This is a genomic window from Citrobacter sp. Cpo091 (genome assembly GCF_030332645.1).
GTDB lineage: Bacteria > Pseudomonadota > Gammaproteobacteria > Enterobacterales > Enterobacteriaceae > Citrobacter > Citrobacter portucalensis.
Genome location: NZ_JAOWHL010000041.1, coordinates 24,253 through 41,812, shown reverse-complemented (window position 1 = coordinate 41,812; position 17,560 = coordinate 24,253). Strand labels below are relative to the sequence as shown.

Annotated in this window: 13 protein-coding genes; 6 read left to right on the top strand and 7 right to left on the bottom strand. The window is 52.9% G+C overall.

The genetic code is table 11. From position 1 onward, the window contains the following. The first annotated feature begins 19 nt into the window (after positions 1-19). Genes rpe through trpS form a run of 3 tightly spaced genes read left to right on the top strand, consistent with a single transcriptional unit; the run spans position 20 to position 2,445 of the window. Positions 20-697 (top strand): ribulose-phosphate 3-epimerase, encoded by a 678-nt coding sequence (gene rpe, locus OGY04_RS22090; protein ID WP_003023561.1) that lies wholly within the window; start codon positions 20-22, stop codon positions 695-697. Beyond that, entirely contained in the window at positions 690-1,448 is a 759-nt protein-coding gene (gene gph, locus OGY04_RS22085; RefSeq protein ID WP_286586028.1) for a phosphoglycolate phosphatase, read from the top strand. Before rpe ends, gph begins: the two co-directional genes overlap by 8 nt. Continuing rightward, positions 1,441-2,445 carry a tryptophan--tRNA ligase gene (trpS, locus tag OGY04_RS22080; RefSeq protein ID WP_003827687.1) on the top strand — a complete coding sequence of 335 codons (1,005 nt, stop codon included), beginning with the start codon at positions 1,441-1,443 and terminating at the stop codon, positions 2,443-2,445. Before gph ends, trpS begins: the two co-directional genes overlap by 8 nt. Positions 2,446-2,511: 66 nt before the next feature. On the opposite strand, the gene OGY04_RS22075 is transcribed toward trpS, so the two are convergent. From OGY04_RS22075 to tsgA, 7 genes are all read right to left on the bottom strand, one after another. Continuing rightward, positions 2,512-2,682, bottom strand: coding sequence for a YhfL family protein (locus OGY04_RS22075; protein ID WP_048236937.1), 171 nt, complete (start codon positions 2,680-2,682; stop codon positions 2,512-2,514). 196 nt (positions 2,683-2,878) lie between these two features. Further along, entirely contained in the window at positions 2,879-8,827 is a 5,949-nt protein-coding gene (locus OGY04_RS22070; RefSeq protein ID WP_286586027.1) for a pectate lyase-fold domain-containing protein, read from the bottom strand. Between the two features lie 319 nt (positions 8,828-9,146). After that, entirely contained in the window at positions 9,147-10,520 is a 1,374-nt protein-coding gene (gene cysG / locus OGY04_RS22065; protein WP_032945200.1) for a siroheme synthase CysG, read from the bottom strand. An 11-nt stretch (positions 10,521-10,531) separates the two neighbouring features. After that, positions 10,532-11,341, bottom strand: coding sequence for a nitrite transporter NirC (nirC, locus tag OGY04_RS22060; protein ID WP_008786308.1), 810 nt, complete (start codon positions 11,339-11,341; stop codon positions 10,532-10,534). Positions 11,342-11,527: 186 nt separating this feature from the next. Next, positions 11,528-11,854: a nitrite reductase small subunit NirD gene (gene nirD / locus OGY04_RS22055; protein ID WP_003023590.1), complete on the bottom strand. Its 327-nt coding sequence runs from the start codon at positions 11,852-11,854 to the stop codon at positions 11,528-11,530. Continuing rightward, on the bottom strand, positions 11,851-14,394 hold the full coding sequence (nirB, locus tag OGY04_RS22050; protein WP_008786307.1) for an NADPH-nitrite reductase large subunit: 2,544 nt from the start codon (positions 14,392-14,394) through the stop codon (positions 11,851-11,853). Before nirB ends, nirD begins: the two co-directional genes overlap by 4 nt. A 271-nt stretch (positions 14,395-14,665) precedes the next feature. Then, entirely contained in the window at positions 14,666-15,847 is a 1,182-nt protein-coding gene (gene tsgA / locus OGY04_RS22045; protein WP_032945197.1) for an MFS transporter TsgA, read from the bottom strand. A gap of 264 nt (positions 15,848-16,111) precedes the next feature. Between tsgA and ppiA the strand changes: the two genes are divergently transcribed. From ppiA to OGY04_RS22030, 3 genes are all read left to right on the top strand, one after another. Beyond that, positions 16,112-16,684 carry a peptidylprolyl isomerase A gene (ppiA, locus tag OGY04_RS22040; RefSeq protein WP_003023595.1) on the top strand — a complete coding sequence of 191 codons (573 nt, stop codon included), beginning with the start codon at positions 16,112-16,114 and terminating at the stop codon, positions 16,682-16,684. 106 nt (positions 16,685-16,790) lie between these two features. After that, positions 16,791-16,958: a FicA/YhfG family antitoxin gene (gene ficA, locus OGY04_RS22035; RefSeq protein WP_003827708.1), complete on the top strand. Its 168-nt coding sequence runs from the start codon at positions 16,791-16,793 to the stop codon at positions 16,956-16,958. Next, positions 16,948-17,550, top strand: coding sequence for a putative adenosine monophosphate-protein transferase Fic (locus OGY04_RS22030; protein WP_005121664.1), 603 nt, complete (start codon positions 16,948-16,950; stop codon positions 17,548-17,550). The genes ficA and OGY04_RS22030 overlap by 11 nt, the downstream gene beginning before the upstream one ends. Positions 17,551-17,560: the final 10 nt, after the last annotated feature.

Sequence of the window (17,560 nt, the reverse complement as noted above, 5' to 3'; positions counted from 1 at the left end):
AAATCTCAAGGAGAAGCGGATGAAACAGTATTTGATCGCCCCCTCAATTCTGTCGGCTGATTTTGCCCGCCTGGGTGAGGACACCGCGAGAGCGCTGACTGCCGGTGCCGATGTCGTGCACTTCGACGTCATGGACAATCACTACGTACCGAACCTGACCATCGGACCGATGGTACTGAAATCGCTGCGTAAATATGGCATCACCGCCCCGATTGATGTTCACCTGATGGTGAAACCGGTCGATCGGATTGTCCCGGACTTCGCCGCCGCTGGCGCCAGCATCATTACTTTTCATCCGGAAGCCTCCGAGCATGTCGATCGCACTTTACAGCTGATCAAAGAGCATGGCTGTAAAGCGGGCCTGGTGTTCAACCCGGCAACACCGCTGAGCTATCTGGACTACGTCATGGATAAGCTCGATGTGATCCTGCTGATGTCCGTTAACCCAGGCTTTGGCGGACAGTCCTTCATCCCACAAACGCTGGATAAGCTGCGCGAAGTGCGTCGTCGTATTGATGAATCTGGCTACGATATCCGCCTCGAAGTGGACGGTGGCGTCAAAGTGAATAACATTGGTGAAATTGCCGCAGCAGGCGCAGATATGTTTGTCGCAGGCTCCGCCATTTTCGACCAACCAGACTACAAAAAAGTCATTGATGAAATGCGCAATGAACTGGCGAAGGTAAGTCATGGATAAGTTTCAGGAAATTCGGGGTGCTGCATTTGACCTCGACGGCACGCTGGTCGACAGCGCGCCGGGATTAGCCGCAGCGGTGGACATGGCGCTGTATGCGCTGGAACTGCCGGTTGCCGGAGAAGAACGCGTTATCACCTGGATTGGTAACGGTGCAGATGTACTGATGGAGCGCGCGCTGGCGTGGTCCCGTCAGGAGCGCGCAACATTACGTAAAACGATGGGTAAACCGCCCGTTGATGATGATATTCCCGCCGAGGAGCAGGTACGTATTTTGCGTAAGCTGTTCGACAGATACTACGGCGATGTCGCAGAAGAGGGGACATTCCTGTTCCCTGATGTTGCCGACACGCTGGGCGCGCTGCATGCGAAAGGATTGCCGCTGGGTCTGGTGACCAACAAACCGACCCCGTTTGTCGCGCCATTGCTCGAAGCATTAGATATCGCCAAGTACTTTAGCGTGGTCATCGGTGGTGACGACGTGCAGAATAAAAAACCGCATCCGGATCCGCTGCTGCTGGTGGCAAGTAAGCTTGGCATCAAGCCTGAGCAAATGCTCTTCGTAGGGGATTCACGCAATGATATTCAGGCGGCAAAAGCTGCTGGCTGTCCGTCCGTTGGCCTGACCTATGGCTACAACTACGGCGAGTCGATCGCGCTGAGCCAGCCCGACGTTATTTACAACCGTATTAATGAACTACTGCCCGCTCTCGGGCTTCCGCATAGCGAAAATCAGGAATCAAAAAATGACTAAGCCCATCGTTTTTAGTGGCGCACAGCCCTCAGGTGAATTGACCATTGGCAACTATATGGGTGCGCTGCGTCAGTGGGTGAGCATGCAGGATGATTACCATTGCATCTATTGCATCGTTGACCAACATGCCATCACCGTTCGTCAGGATGCTCAGCAGCTGCGTAAAGCAACGCTCGATACGCTGGCGCTGTATCTGGCATGCGGTATCGATCCTGAAAAAAGCACCATTTTCGTGCAGTCTCACGTACCGGAGCATGCACAGTTAGGGTGGGCGCTGAACTGCTACACCTACTTCGGCGAGCTGAGCCGTATGACCCAGTTCAAAGATAAATCCGCGCGCTATGCGGAGAACATCAACGCCGGTCTGTTTGATTATCCGGTACTGATGGCGGCAGACATCCTGCTGTATCAGACCAACCAGGTACCGGTTGGCGAAGATCAGAAACAGCATCTGGAACTGAGCCGCGATATCGCCCAGCGCTTTAATGCCCTGTATGGCGACATCTTCAAAGTGCCTGAGCCGTTCATTCCTAAATCCGGCGCGCGCGTGATGTCGCTGCTGGAGCCGACGAAGAAAATGTCCAAGTCGGATGACAACCGCAACAACGTGATCGGCCTGCTGGAAGATCCGAAATCTGTGGTTAAAAAAATCAAACGTGCGATGACCGACTCCGAAGAGCCGCCGGTTGTACGCTACGACGTGCAGAACAAAGCGGGTGTTTCCAACCTGCTGGATATTCTCTCCGCCGTCACCGGTAAGAGCATTCCGGAGCTGGAACAGCACTTCGAAGGCAAAATGTATGGTCATCTGAAAGGTGAAGTCGCAGAGGCCGTTTCCGGTATGCTGACCGAGCTTCAGGAACGCTATCACCGTTTCCGTAACGATGAAGCTTTCCTGCAGAAAGTGATGAAAGAAGGTGCGGAAAAAGCCAGCGCCCGCGCATCTGTTACGCTGAAAGCCGTTTACGAAGCGATTGGTTTTGTCGCCAAGCCGTAATGCGCTCTGTGTTGTTAAAAAAACCGGGAAGTTCCCGGTTTTTTTGTATCTGCGCAATCGCTTCTATTACTGATTCGCAGCCGGGCCACAGCCACCAATAATTTTTGAAATCGAAATTGCTGGATGCAGGAAATAATCGTAGCTGCAGTTATTTTTTGTGTTTTCGATATGACCAGTACACGCGGTCAGCGTAGCCAGAACACCAGCAACGATGGTGATTTTTGCAAATTTAAACATGTCAAAATCCTTGTTAGATATCTATTTCTAAATGGATGAAGTCCATTTTTCGCCGGATAAGATATCAACTAACATAAACTTTAAATAGTCCAGAAAAGGACATGTCGCTTTATATATAAAACATACGATTAGTGAATTGAATTTAAATAAAAAAGCCTGGTATTAATAAATAATACCAGGCTGCGGGTTTAATTAATTAGCGAAATGTTTTTCTGAAATTCAACATAAAGCCTTTATCGCTGATGTTGTCCTCTTTCCACTGGTAAGCGTCCAGATTCAGGCTGGCGTCTTTGGCGCTGTATTTCACACCGACCGTCGCCAGGCCGTTGATGCCTCCGCCTTTTTGGTCGTCGTCTACGCCAAAGGACTGGCCTGCGGCACCTTGCAGTGACGCAGTACGCTGGCTCTTGCTGTAGCTCAGGTTCGGACCGCCTTCCAGCGTGGCGCTGGCGCTCCAACCATTTTCACCGGTATAGTCGAACTTCATTCCGACAATGGAATCCACAGCGGTTTCGCTGCCAGCGTTCATCGACAGGTTGAAATCACCCGCACTACGCTCTTTATAGCTGCCTTCCAGCGTATGACGGAATTTTACCCCGGCGTACGGCGTGACTTTCAACGTATCGTTGAGCATGGTGAAGGTTTTCGCCCCTTCGCTGCGGAACTCAAGATACTGCTGACGTGCGTTGGAATCCGCCACCTTGTTGGTGTCGCCATAAGAGACAGAACGACTGCTGTCGAGGTTGTGTACGTCATAACGCAGGCTGTTCTTCCACGCCAGACCTTCATTAAACGCCATGCTGTGCTTCAGACCAAAGAACTGACTGTAGCCGCCGGTCAGGCCGTTGTCGCCCGCGGTCTTCGAACCGTCACCGTCCAGGCGCGCGATGCCGTACTCCAGCGTCAGATTCTGGCTGGCGGTGAGATCCAACGACTGACGTAATGCCAGCATGTCGTACTGGGTATCGTTGCCCAACTCAGCGCGTGGGTCGCCTTTCGCTACGACGTTGAACGCCAGGCCATCTTTAATTTGCGGCGCGGCATCGGCCAGCATGGTAAAGCGGTTGCTTAGCACGCGGGCTTCACGGAACGCGGTGATAGCCTGACTGCCGCTCACCTGCTTAAGCGCGTTGTTCAGTTCAGCGGTGGAGCCAACGTTGAGGCTGGTGTACAGCTCGTTGTTGGTGTAACCGGCGTCGAGCGCCTGCGCCACGTCACTGACGGAACCATCGGTCGCCACATCGGCATAGGCGTTTTTGGTCATGGTGACGTCAACGTTGCCGCTGGCATCGGTGCTGCCCTGTGCATTCCACACCACGGAGGTGGACTGAATGGCACCTGCGTCGGACAGGTTGCTGCCCTCGACCACGTTGTCAAAGCTGACGGTGGTGTCGGCAGTACCTGCGGTAAAACCGGTGTTAATCTCCACGCCGTTCATGCTGGCATTGCTGACCATCAACTTACCGGCGCTGCCATCAGCGCTGGTGCCGACCACATAGCCCGACAGGTTGTTGGTGGCCGTTGAATCTGCACTATCGCTGGTGGTAACGGTTGTCGTACCATCGGTAATAGCAGGTTCCGTGGGGGCCGTGAAGTTAACATAATGCACTTCCGTACCGTCGCCGTTTTCGCCGCTGCCTTCAATGGTTTTACCATCCTGCTTGATAAAGCCGGAGCCGGTCACGTTGTCATCAATGTAGACCGTGCCGTTGTTGACGATATGGCCGTTACTGCCCAACTGGCTGAAGGCGTAGGAGTTGCTGGCGTAAATATTGATGGTGCCGTTATTTTCGATCACCGCATCGGATTTGGCATCTGATTCCAGCTGCATCCCGACCATATCGGTTTGTGTGGTACCTTTGGTTCCCACATTGATGGTGCCGTTATTGACCATCTTCGCGCTGCCATGCGCGGACATCGCCACATTGTTGGTTTTATCAATGTTGATGGTGCCGTCGTTAATGGCTTTACTGCCGCCATTATTTTTCGAGGTAGTGACCTGTCCGTTAATGACGCCAGTGCTGCCGTTGTACAGCGTGTGCCCGCTCCCGCCAGTGGTGATATCGGCATCGCTGTTCACTGTCCCCCAGTTATTGAAGGCGCCGGACCACAGGGCGTTATCTGCCAGCGTCATCACGCCGCCTTCAAGATTATTGAGCGTACCGTTTTTATCGACGGTGCCGTTATTAATGACACCCGCGTTATTGACGGTTGCGGCAGCGGTAAATTTGAGTTTATCGACTTCGCCGCTAGCGTTGTTGTTCAGTACCGCACCACCCGATGCGCCGGTCCAGTCCGTCACGATGCCGGTATTGTTCATGGTGCTGGACCATTGCTCAACCGTGTTCATGGACCCGCTGTTGTTGATAATGGAACCTGCGACGGTGGTGCCGGTTTTCCCGGTCACGGTGCCTGTATTGTTGAAGACACCGCCGTCAACGGAGACTGCCGCTGTTGTACCTTCGTTGGTATAGGTGCCGCCTGTTGCAATACTGACGCTGCTGATACTGCCGGTGTCGGCATTGGTTAAATCGCCGTAATTTTTAACGATGACCTTGCCGCCGCTGACGGTGCCCGCGTTGCTAATGTGTACGGTTTCCGTTGCGACCGGATTGGTAATGATGGTTTCGCCGGTAAGCGTTTCACCTGCGGCGGTAATGACATCGCCATCAGCAAAAGTAAGGGAAACGTTGCTGTCGGTTGGGTTGTAGTCGTCGCTGCCCTGGCAGTTGCTGTCATAACAGACCGTACCGTAGTTAACCACGGTACTTTTGCTATCAGTCAGGAAAGGCTTGCCGTAATTGGCATCAATATTGATGGTGCCTGTGGTGTCGTTAATCACGATGCCACCATTCAGCGCCGCCATGCCCACCAGTTGGTTATCATCGGTTTTGGTGACGCCTGCATCGGCGGTCAGGTTAATAGTGCCCTGGTTAATGGCTGTGCCGCCGTTAAGTGCCATCATACCGAAGCCCGCATTATTGACGGTAATGGTGCCTGTATTGGTGGCGGTTGCATCGCCATAACCACCGTCGGTGGTGCCTGCCACCATTGCCGAGCTGGTCAGATAGAGTTGTGATGGTGACCAGTAGCTTTTGCTGGCGACGGTATTATCGTCGTTCAGCGTCGGGACGAAGCCGTCCAGGTAAATATCTCCGGCATTGAGGGCCGTCCCTTTACTGGCGGATACGCCATAGACCCCCGCCCCCTGAAGATTTATTGTGGCGCCTGCCTCGTTGCTCACTTCGCCGTAGTTTTCCGCCAGCATGGCGTACAGCGTATTGCTGTACCAAATCAGCGGGAAGGTTCCTATTCCTCCATCGCTGCCTGGGGTTAGTGACGATACCAGCGTGATTGATCCTCCCGCTGCGTTGCTAACTATCGATCCTTGATCGGTAGCCGCAGTGATTGCATTACGGTTGTCATGACCGCTTGTGGCATAGGCGCTAATATCGCCACTGTTTTTTGCCTGTGCGCCGCTGCGGGCGAATAATAGGGCGACAGCGCCGTCATCAACGATGGCTCCCTGATTATCGATCGATGAACCCTGGCCTTTTGCGGTTAATATTGCGTTGTAGGTGTAATGCTCACTGGGCAAAACTGTTTCTGTGATTTTAATTACAGAGTTTTGGTCTAACGTTAAGCTGCCGCCGTTTTGTACATTGGCCAGTGTCACTGAGCCGCCGGGGAGGGTGGTGATATTCAATGTGGACTCACCGCTTAATGTGACACTGCTAGCTCCGTCTATATTTATGCCTGTAACAGACGATACTTCGCCATCGCCATTTTCGGCGTAGTTGATATCAATACCGCCCATCAGATTGACGGTATTGCCATCACCTTTGACCGTGAGGCCGTATGTATCCAGCCACTGTCCACTTACCGTGCTCACATCGCTAACATTGATGTTAAGCGAGCCGGTTAGATCCACCTGATTGTTCGTGCCGCTGACGGTGATTCCCTGGAGGGTATCGCTGTTGCTGGCCATCTGGCTATCTGCGTCATAGTCACCGCTGATTGTGACGTTGCCGGTAATATTCAGCGTATTGTTATCACCCGCCATATCGAGGCCCTGTGCACCACGGTATAGGCCGTTGCTGTCCTCGACAGCGGTCACATTGATATCACCATCCAGCGTCGCCTGTGACGAGTCGCCACTCATTTTTGCGCCAGTACCATTCAGGCTGACGTCGATATTCCCTTTATTATTAAAGACATTTCTTTCACCATCGATCACAAAACCCACGGAGTTTGCATCGCGCACGGTCGCGTTGCCGGTGTTTTTGATTTCGTTACCCGACCCGTCAGTGACGATACCCGTCGCGCCGTTGGTGACTAGCATGTCACCTGCCTGAGTCAGGCTATTATCATTTCCATCAATGACTGCAGCGATAGAGCCCGCACCATCCACGGTGATATCACCCGTATTCGCGATTCGGGAATTATCGCCCGCAATGACGGTACCCGTTGCGCCCTGCGCAATGGTTTGATCTCCTTCGCCAATAACCAGCGCCTTATTACCTGCAATGTACAGTCCGGTAGACCCCGCGCCGGATACCGTTGAGTCGCCGGTGTTATCAATCACCGCACCATCACCGGTCATTTTGGCTCCGGTAGCGCCGTCGGTAACGTTTAGTTCGCCATCGTTAGTAATGCGCGTTTTGTCGCCGGTGATGCTGATACCGATAGAGCCTGCGCCGCTGACATCGGTGGTGCCGATATTATCGAAGGTGGCGCTGTTGCCGTTAATCAGGATGCCCGTTGCGCCGCCGGAAATATCCTGCTTCCCTTCGCTGTTAATGGTTGCGTTGTCGCCGTCAATATATAGCCCGGTAGAGCCTGCGCCGCTGGCGGTGGTATCGCCTTTGTTGTCGATGAGGACATCATCACCGGTAATCTTTGCCCCGGTAGCGCCGTCGGCCACATAGAGTTCGCCATCGTTGATAACGTGCGAGTTGTCGCCATTGACGATGGAGCCGGTTGAACCTTGACCGCTGATGTTAGAGGTGCCGGTATTCGCCACCGTGGTTTCGTTGCCATCGATCACCATGCCGGTGCCGCCACCTGTGACGTCAATGCCACCGGAAATGCGGGTGGTGGTGCCGTTACCTGAAATCAGCGCGCCGGTTGCGCCGTCGACGTTGCTTTGTCCTGAAATCGTATTGGTGGTGTTGTCACCGGTAATGACGATGCCGACCGCACCATCGCTGACGGAGGAATCACCGCTTAACGCGTTGTTTGTCCGATCGCCGGAGATGATGACGCCAGTTTTACTTTCACCACGGGTATCAACCCCGCGATCGGCAGTATTTGAAGCGTCATCGCCAGCGACGACGGTTGTCTGGTCATCGGCAACGATCAGGTATCCCTGGTTGTCATATTTCCAGTACAGGCCGCTTCCTTGTACCGTACCTTCAATGACGGCGGCATTATCGTCGGTCACTTTCCAGTCGGAAACCAGCAGCGTTTTACCGTCTTGTAACGCGATCTGCCACAGATCATCCTGTTCGACGTAATTCCACACCGCGCCGCCGAGGTCCGTGCCGCTATCCAGCTTGATGCCGTCAAATGTCAGTGTGTTCAGACCTTTATCGATGGTGACGCCGTTACTGAAGGTAATAACAGAGGTATCATCAGATGGTGTAGGTGATACATCGCCGCCATCGTCGTCGGGAGGTGTGGGCGTTACATTGCCACTATCGTCGTCAGGAGGCGTGGGGGTTACATTGCCGTCATCGTCATCAGGAGGTGTGGGCGTTACGTTGCCGTCATCGTCGTCAGGAGGTGTGGGCGTTACATTGCCGCTATCGTCGTCAGGAGGTGTGGGCGTTACATCGCCATTATCTGATGGGGTTGCCGGAGTATCATTATGGTGGGAATGGCCGCCGCCATTGTTATCGATACCTATCGCTACACCAGCTGTTAGCGCAGCGACACCACCTGCGACCCATCCCCAGTGATTGTCTTGTTCTGTATAATCTGCCAGGCAGCGTGCGGAGAGTTTGTTACGTTCGGCTTTTGATAATACGGATATATCAGTAGGGCAATCATTGTCATCGTCGCTACTATCTGCGGCTATCGCCGGGAGATAGTAAGTTTGCAACGCAAGAGCAATACCCACAGCAATGAGTTTTTTCCTTTGCATAATCGACATCCTTAAATAAATACGCACAAAATATGCCATTGAAGGCATAAATTTATTTCGAGGTAATTTATTATTTTGCCACTGAATGACCGTGCTTCGTCAAATTACTCAATGGTCATGTATTATTTAGAATGTGAATTAGATTTATGGGTTGTACGGATATAAATAGGGTATTTTACGTGTTTTTTATAAATTAGAGCGCAGATTCATTTTGTTGGTGAATGAGTTTAGTCTTTCTTAATTCAGGTTTGAGAATAAATCATGAATAATAAACGAGAAAATAAATGCCCTGAGAGTCAGGGCATTTATTTGCATTCAATTAATGGTTTGAGAACCAGTTCAGCTTATCGCGAAGGCCTACCACACGACCAACAATAATTAACGCTGGGCTTTCAACCTGTTGCGCCAACTCTCCTAGCTGAGTCAGCTCGCCATTGACGACACGCTGTTTCACGGAGGTACCGTTTTCTACCAGGGCGACGGGCATGTCGGGCTGCATGCCAAATTCGATCAATTTTTCCTGAATCGTGGCCGCCTGGTTCAGCCCCATGTAGAACACCAGCGTTTGTTTCTCTGCTGCCAGGTTTTCCCAGTCCAGCTCACCGCCGGTTTTCAGGTGTCCGGTAACCAGACGCACGCTCTGAGCGTAATCACGATGGGTCAGTGGAATGCCGGAATAGGCAGAACAACCGGAGGCTGCGGTAATACCCGGCACTACAGAGAATGGGATACCGGCATGGCACAGCGTTTCCAGCTCTTCGCCACCGCGGCCAAAGATGAACGGGTCACCACCTTTCAGTCGAACCACGCGCTTGCCCTGTTGTGCTTCACGCAGCAGGATCTGGTTAATCTCTTCCTGCGGTACGCAGTGATAGCCCGCACGTTTACCGACGAACACTCGGTCTGCATCGCGGCGTACAAGGTTCATGATGTCGTCGGAAACCAGACGGTCATAGACCACGACATCCGCTTGCTGGATCTGCTGTAGCCCTTTCAGCGTCAGCAGGCCGGCATCGCCAGGACCGGCGCCAACCAGCACCACTTCACCACGGTGATCCAGCGGTTCGCTGAGCATTTGCTCAGTGGTTTCCTCGACGGCTTTCAGGTCATTGTTCGCCAACGACTGCGCCAGGCGGTCATTCACGAACAATTTTTCCCAGAAGCGGCGACGTTCACCCATGCTGGCAAACTGTTGCTTCACTCGGGAGCGCAACTTGCCGGCATACTGCGCGACCTGGCCCAGATGCTGAGGCAGTACGGATTCAAGCCTTTCACGCAGCAGACGGGCCAGCACTGGCGATGTCCCGCCGGAGGAGACCGCCACCATCAGCGGTGAGCGGTCGATAATGGAGGGCATGATAAAACTGGCTGCTTTTGGCGCATCGACCACGTTGCAGAAGATACGACGTGATTCTGCGGCGGTGCTGACGCTTTGGTTGACGGTATCGTCATCGGTGGCGGCAATAGCCAACCAGCAGGTGTCGAGCAGGGACTCATCGAACGGCCCCTCCACCAGCGTCAGCATGTTTTCATCTGCCCATACTTTGAACTGCGGAATAAACGCCAGCGCATTAACCGTTAAACGAGCGCCCGCTTCCAGCAGTAACCGCGCTTTGCGTTCTGCGACATCACCACCGCCGACGATCAAGCAGTCGCGGTCACGTAGTTGACAAAATATAGGCAAATGATCCACGACATTACCCCTTAATTATTGGCAGCAGCCTCTGGCTGATTGATTTTTGCCGGAGCCGGACGCTCCGATTTTGGCGTAGCATACCAATAACCCAATCCCATGAATACGACACCGGACAAAGTATTACCGAGTGTCACCCACAGCAGGTTATGACCAATTCCTGACAGGGTATAGGCTTCGCTGTGGTGGCCGAACCAGGAGAGGGCAAACAGCGTCATGTTGGCAACGGAGTGCTCGTAGCCGGAAGCGATAAACGCCAGCAGACACCACCAGATAGCGAGGAATTTTGCCGCGCCTTCGGTACGGATTGCCATCCAGATTGCCAGACAAACCAACCAGTTACACAGTGCGCCTTTAAAGAACAAAACCATTGCAGGCGCGGTCGTTTTCGCCAGAGCAACCGAATGGACGATGCTGGTATCGACCGGCAGCAGGCTACCGCCACCCCAGCTGTAAAGCAGGGCGACAAACACGGAACCGACCAGGTTACCCAGCCATGTTTTTGGCAGGATTGCCCACATCTGACCGTGGCTGATGGTGCCTGCTTTGACGCCGAGTGTCAGAAACATGGTGTGACCGGTAAACAGTTCCGAACCGGCAATAATGACCAGCGTTAAGGCGATACCAAAGGTTGCACCCATCACCAGCGGACGAACGGACGGGTCGAGCAGATTACCGAGGGTGAAAATAAGAATGATGCCGAGACCCACATAGGCTCCCGCCATTGCCGAACTGATCCAGAATCCAAGCGGGTTATTAGCCGACAGGCGTGCGATGCGCGCAGCGTTAGCCGCACACTTATTAATAGTGTCTGTGAACATGTGTTGATTATCCTTGAAGTACAAACAATAAAAAGAAATCGTAACCGTAGGCCGGATAAGGCATTTATGCCGCCATCCGGCAATGTGCCTGTGCAATTGCCTGATGGCGCTACGCTTATCAGGCCTACCATTAAAAGACCTACAAATACGTCAAAAAAGGGGAGGCGTTGCGCCTCCCAAAATTAATTAACCGCGCAGTTGCACCGTGCCGTCTTTCACTCGCGCTTCGTAATGTTTCACGGAGAACTGTTCGTCTTCCATGCACAGACCGTCGCTTAAGCGAAAACGCTGTTTTTTCAGCGGGCTGGCAACCCACAATTCGCCCTGATGTTCAGCAATCAGCCCACGAGAAAGCACGCTGGACTCAAAGAACGGGTCGATGTTGCTGATCGCAAACACCTGGTCGCTGTGATACGGGCGGAAAATCGCAACCTGCTCGTTACCTAACAGGGCGCAGACGCCTGTTGCAGGCAGAATGTCATCGATTTTGCAGATGTTTTTCCACTGGCTCATGCGTTTTCCTCCACCAGAGTCACCGGGATACGCTCATAAGGCGTGGCCGGACGATGTTGTTCACGTTCAGGCACAACCTGGACATTCGGATCGCGTTTTTCGCTGTTGATAAAGTGTTTGAAGCGAACCTGCGCGGATGGGGTGTTAACGGTTTCTGTCCACTCACACACCACAGCTTCACGCAGACGGGCCATCTCTTCTTCAAGATGTTGGTTCAGGCCCAACTTGTCGTCGATGATGACGGACTTCAGATACTCGATACCGCCTTCCAGATTGTCTAACCACGGTGCGGTACGGGTCAGTTTGTCGGCAGTACGGATGTAGAACATCATGAAACGGTCAAGGTACTTGAGCAGCGTTTCGCGATCGATATCCGCTGCCAGCAGGTCTGCATGACGAGGTTTCATCCCGCCGTTACCGCAAACGTACAGGTTCCAGCCTTTCTCAGTGGCGATGATACCCACGTCTTTACCCTGAGCTTCCGCACATTCACGGGTACAGCCGGAGACGCCGAATTTCATTTTGTGCGGGGTACGAATGCCTTTGTAGCGATTTTCCAGCTCCACGCCGAAGCCCACGCTATCGCCGACGCCGTAACGGCACCAGGTGCTACCTACGCAGGTTTTTGCCATACGCAGCGCTTTGGCATACGCGTGACCGGTTTCAAAACCGGCTTCAATCAGCTGACGCCAGATTTCCGGCAGGTCATCTTTCTGCGCGCCGAACAGGCCGATACGCTGAGAACCGGTAATTTTGGTGTACAGGTTAAATTCACGCGCGATACGGCCCACAGCTACCAGGCCTTCAGGGGTAATTTCGCCACCCGCAGAGCGCGGGATCACGGAATAAGTACCGTCTTTCTGGATGTTCGCCAGGAAGTTGTCGTTGGTGTCCTGCAACGGCGTGTGCTGCGGTTTGAGGATGTACTCATTCCAGCAGGAAGCCAGCAGGGAACCTACGGTAGGTTTACACACTTCGCAGCCGTAACCTTTCCCGTGTTTTGCCAGCAGCTCTTCGAAGGTTTTGATGCCTTCTACGCGGATGAGATGGAACAGTTCCTGACGTGAGTACGGGAAGTGTTCACACAGGTTGTTGTTAACTTCGATACCCTGTTTCGCCAGTTCGGCGTTCAGGACCTGCGTTACCAGCGGGATACACCCGCCGCAGCCGGTACCGGCTTTGGTTTCCGCTTTCAGCGCCGCAACGGTATGGCAGCCCTTGTTAATAGCGGCAACCAGCATACCTTTGGTGACATCGAAGCAGGAGCAAATCTGCGCGCTGTCCGGCAGTTTATCGACACCGATAGACGGCTTACCGCTGCCCGCGTGTGCTGGCAGAATCAGTGAATCCGGGTTTTCCGGCAGTTCGATGGCGTTCAGCACCAGTTGCAGCAGATTGCCGTAATCGCTGGTGTCGCCCACCAGAACCGCGCCGAGCAGGGTTTTGTTATCTTCGCTAACGATCAGGCGTTTGTAGACTTCTTTGCTTTCGTCGAGATAGACGTAGCTACGTGCGCCCGGCGTGCGCGCATGCGCGTCGCCAATACCGCCGACGTCAACGCCGAGCAGCTTCAGCTTGGCGCTCAGGTCTGCGCCTTCAAAGGCGTTTTCAGTTTCGAGAATATGGTCAACGGCAACCTGCGCCATTTTATAGCCTGGAGCGACCAGACCATACACGCGGTTGTTCCAGCTGGCGCATTCGCCGATGGCATAGATGTCCGGGTCAGATGTCTGGCAAGTGTCGTTAATGACGATCCCGCCGCGTGGCGCGACGTCCAGACCGCACTGGGTGGCCAGTTTGTCGCGTGGACGAATACCGGTAGAGAAGACGATGAAATCGACTTCCAGTTCGCTACCGTCGGCAAAACGCATGGTTTTGCGCGCTTCGGTGCCTTCCTGAACGATCTCTTTGGTGTTTTTGCTGGTGTGCACACGCACGCCCATGCTTTCAATTTTGCGACGTAACTGCTCTCCACCCATATGATCCAGCTGTTCAGCCATCAGCATTGGGGCGAATTCAATCACGTGGGTTTCAACGCCGAGGCTTTTCAGCGCACCGGCGGCTTCCAGGCCCAGTAGACCACCGCCGACAACAGCACCGCGTTTGCTGCGGCGCGCGCAAGACTCAATCGCGTTGAGGTCTTCGATGGTGCGGTAAACGAAGCAGTCCTGGGTTTCCGAACCTTTAATCGGTGGGATCCACGGGTAAGAGCCCGTCGCCATGATCAGCTTATCGTAGTAAACCGTACGACCTGCGCTGGAGTGGATTACCTTCTCCTGGCGGTTAATGGTAATTGCGCGCTCACCCACTAACACCTTAACGCCGTGCTTCTCGTAGAATCCTTCACGCACCAGAGAAAGCTCTTCGGCGGTGTGGTGGGAGAAGTAGGAAGACAGGTGTACGCGGTCGTACGCTTTGCGGGGTTCTTCACAGAAGACGGTAATATCAAAATTGGCAGCGTCGGATTTATCAAGAAGATCCTCAATAAAGCGATGGCCGACCATACCATTACCGATAATAGCGAGTCTGACTTTGCTCATTTTTGCCTCGATTTCTTTTCTATTACTGCCTACCTTAACGATTCAGCAACCGCGCTTATTGATGCAAATCAAATTCGCCCTTATATACTCCTTAAGAGGTATATAACTGATTTGTCAGCATTTTTATAAGTGACGGAATTATTTGGATTTTCGTGTTTGTATAAATAGCGTACAAATTAAGGGGTTTTTGTAAGAATTGGCCTACATGACCAGTGAAAGAAGAGGAGAGTGAGAATGTGCCGGATGATGTGGATACCATCCGGCAGTGAGATTAATGCGTTGCTGGGGCGTTATGCTGGCGATGGCGCGTGACAAACCCAAGAATAAAGCACATCACGAATACAACCGCATACAAGCCGTTAGCTGTTTGCAATGCCGCCTGCGGGCCGCTGTGTGCCACGATAGGGCCGGTGACGACGAAAGTGAGCATGGTGCCGATGGTACCGCAGGTCAGAACGAAGTTAACCAGTTTGGGTGAGGCGACCTTCGTCTGCTGGGAGCCAAGGGTAATGATGGTGGTATAAATCGCACTGGAGAAGAAGCCCAGCGTCATAATAAACCACGGCATATGCTCTGGCGTACCGGTGATAAACAGATACATCAGGACGGTAGCCAGACCCGCCAGTACGGTCAGGATGCGCTGCAAATCGAAGAAACGCAGAATAAAGCTAAATGCCCACATGCCAACCATGTAAGACATCCAGAAGTCGCTGACCAGTTTACCCGCATCGTTCAGGCTCATGCCCAGACTTTTGGCGTACTCCGGGACCCAGGAGATAAAACCCAACTGACCGAGGATGTAGCACAGTGCAGCGATCGCCAGAAACAGCACGCCAATCCCCCATTTTTCTTTTACTACCGGCGCGTCTGACTGCTGAGCGTGTTTACCCAGTGCCGGGAATTCACAACCGAAGGTCAGCAGGAAAATGGCGACGTATACGAGGCCGATGCAGGCATAGACCCAATACCATTCGATGCTGCGCGCTAACAGGAACGCGGCAACCATCGGGAAAATCATGCCGGCCATGCTGAAGAAGGAGTCAGTAAACAGCAGGCGGGAACCGCGCTGGCGACCTTCGTACATTTGCGTTACCAGGAACGTACCAATCGACATGGTAATACCGCTCACCAGGCCCAATACAAACATGGCGGCGGAGAACAAGGCCAGGCTATGGCTGAACATCAGTCCGGCAACGGCCAGTACCATCAGGATAAAGCCGAAGCGCAACTGGGTTTTCAGTGGCACGATTTCCATTAACCATGCATTCAGAAAGATAGAGATCAGAATGCCGGCATTCAGGAAGGTGAAGGTGTTACTCATGCTGGAAACGGGCAAATGGAAGTAATCTGCGATGTTTCCCATCACCATCCCGGTGACAATTACCAACGCACCTGTCAGGGCGTAGGAGAGAAAGCTAATCCATGTGAGCTTGATGCGATTGCTGTTAGTCATGACTGGCCTGTATAGAAGTGTAAGGCGCATTGACTGCGCCGTGAGCGGGCAGATTTTAGGCGCTTTAGTGACGCATTTAAATATTTATCGGTAATAACTTGGTGCGTTACATTTTTCTATGTGATCTTGATCACATTGATACTTGCAGCCATGAGGTTACATTTGTTTCAGGTACGTAAAATTAAGTAAAGGGATGGCCTTGTCCTTGAAGGCTCTTTAGAATCAATTCACTTGCTTCATTTCTGCTCTTGTTAAGGAATTCTCATGCTCAAATCGACTCTGGCGGCTGTTGCAGCTGTTCTCGCTCTTTCTGCTCTCTCCCCCGCAGCACTGGCAGCAAAAGGTGATCCACATGTTCTGCTGACAACCTCTGCTGGTAACATTGAGCTGGAGCTGAACAGTCAGAAAGCCCCGGTTTCAGTGCAAAACTTTGTCGATTATGTCAACAGTGGTTTCTATAACAACACCACGTTCCACCGTGTGATCCCAGGCTTCATGGTGCAGGGCGGCGGTTTTACCGAGCAGATGCAGCAGAAGAAACCTAACCCGCCAATCAAGAATGAAGCCGATAACGGACTGCGTAACACTCGCGGCACGATTGCTATGGCGCGTACAGCGGATAAAGACAGCGCGACCAGCCAGTTCTTTATCAACATAGCAGATAACGCTTTCCTCGATCACGGCCAGCGCGACTTTGGCTACGCTGTTTTCGGTAAAGTTGTGAAAGGTATGGATGTCGCGGATAAGATCTCTCAGGTACAGACCCATGATGTCGGTCCATACCAGAATGTCCCGTCAAAACCGATTGTTATCCTTTCTGCTAAAGTCCTGCCGTAATCGTATCTTGCGCGGGTAGTTCTTGCCCGCGTTCACCCCTCTCTCTGCGTAACCCGAAATTGCTGCTTATACTTGTGGCAAGTGTCGGCTCATTCAGGGAGGTCACGTGAAAAAACTCACCGATAAACAAAAGTCCAGGCTGTGGGAACAACGGCGAAACGCCAATTTCCAGGCCAGCCGACGGCTGGAAGGCGTAGATATTCCACGGGTTACTCTGAGTGCTGAAGACGCCCTGGCGCGTCTTGAAGAGCTGAGGAGGCACTATGAGCGATAAATTCGGTGATGGTCGCGACCCGTATTTATATCCGGGCCTGAATGTCATGCGTAACCGTCTGGGGATTCATCAGGCGCAGCGTTTGGCGCAGGCGGCTTATGAACTGACAGCGCTGCGTGCGGCGACTATCGAATTGGGGCCGCTTAAACGGGGCTTACCGCACCTGTGCGCCATTCATCGCCAGCTGTATCGGGATATTTTTGACTGGGCGGGACACCTGCGTGAAGTCGATATTTACCAGGGCGATACTCGCTTTTGCCACTTCGCCTATATCGAGAAAGAGGGCAATGCGCTGATGCAGGACCTGGAAGATGAGTCCTGGCTGGTGGGATTACCGGAAGACAAGTTTGTCGATCGTCTTGCGCACTATTATTGCGAAATCAATGTGCTGCATCCGTTTCGCATTGGCAGTGGCCTGGCGCAGCGTATTTTCTTCGAACAGTTAGCGATTCATGCCGGGTATATGCTGAGCTGGGATGGCATTCCGGTTGAGGAGTGGAATCAGGCTAATCAGAGCGGGGCGATGGGTGACCTGTCTGCACTGCGGGCGATATTTCGTAAAGTGGTAAGCGAAGCCCCGGAAACTGAGTAGAATAGCGCGG

What these genes read in the sequence shown, in the direction of transcription:
- OGY04_RS22030 (WP_005121664.1), top strand. Translation starts at nt 16,948, where the DNA reads ATGAGCGATAAATTCGGTGATGGTCGCGACCCGTATTTATATCCGGGC.
- OGY04_RS22075 (WP_048236937.1), bottom strand. Translation starts at nt 2,682, where the DNA reads ATGTTTAAATTTGCAAAAATCACCATCGTTGCTGGTGTTCTGGCTACG.
- gph (WP_286586028.1), top strand. Translation starts at nt 690, where the DNA reads ATGGATAAGTTTCAGGAAATTCGGGGTGCTGCATTTGACCTCGACGGC.
- tsgA (WP_032945197.1), bottom strand. Translation starts at nt 15,847, where the DNA reads ATGACTAACAGCAATCGCATCAAGCTCACATGGATTAGCTTTCTCTCC.
- rpe (WP_003023561.1), top strand. Translation starts at nt 20, where the DNA reads ATGAAACAGTATTTGATCGCCCCCTCAATTCTGTCGGCTGATTTTGCC.
- nirC (WP_008786308.1), bottom strand. Translation starts at nt 11,341, where the DNA reads ATGTTCACAGACACTATTAATAAGTGTGCGGCTAACGCTGCGCGCATC.
- nirB (WP_008786307.1), bottom strand. Translation starts at nt 14,394, where the DNA reads ATGAGCAAAGTCAGACTCGCTATTATCGGTAATGGTATGGTCGGCCAT.
- trpS (WP_003827687.1), top strand. Translation starts at nt 1,441, where the DNA reads ATGACTAAGCCCATCGTTTTTAGTGGCGCACAGCCCTCAGGTGAATTG.
- OGY04_RS22070 (WP_286586027.1), bottom strand. Translation starts at nt 8,827, where the DNA reads ATGCAAAGGAAAAAACTCATTGCTGTGGGTATTGCTCTTGCGTTGCAA.
- nirD (WP_003023590.1), bottom strand. Translation starts at nt 11,854, where the DNA reads ATGAGCCAGTGGAAAAACATCTGCAAAATCGATGACATTCTGCCTGCA.
- ppiA (WP_003023595.1), top strand. Translation starts at nt 16,112, where the DNA reads ATGCTCAAATCGACTCTGGCGGCTGTTGCAGCTGTTCTCGCTCTTTCT.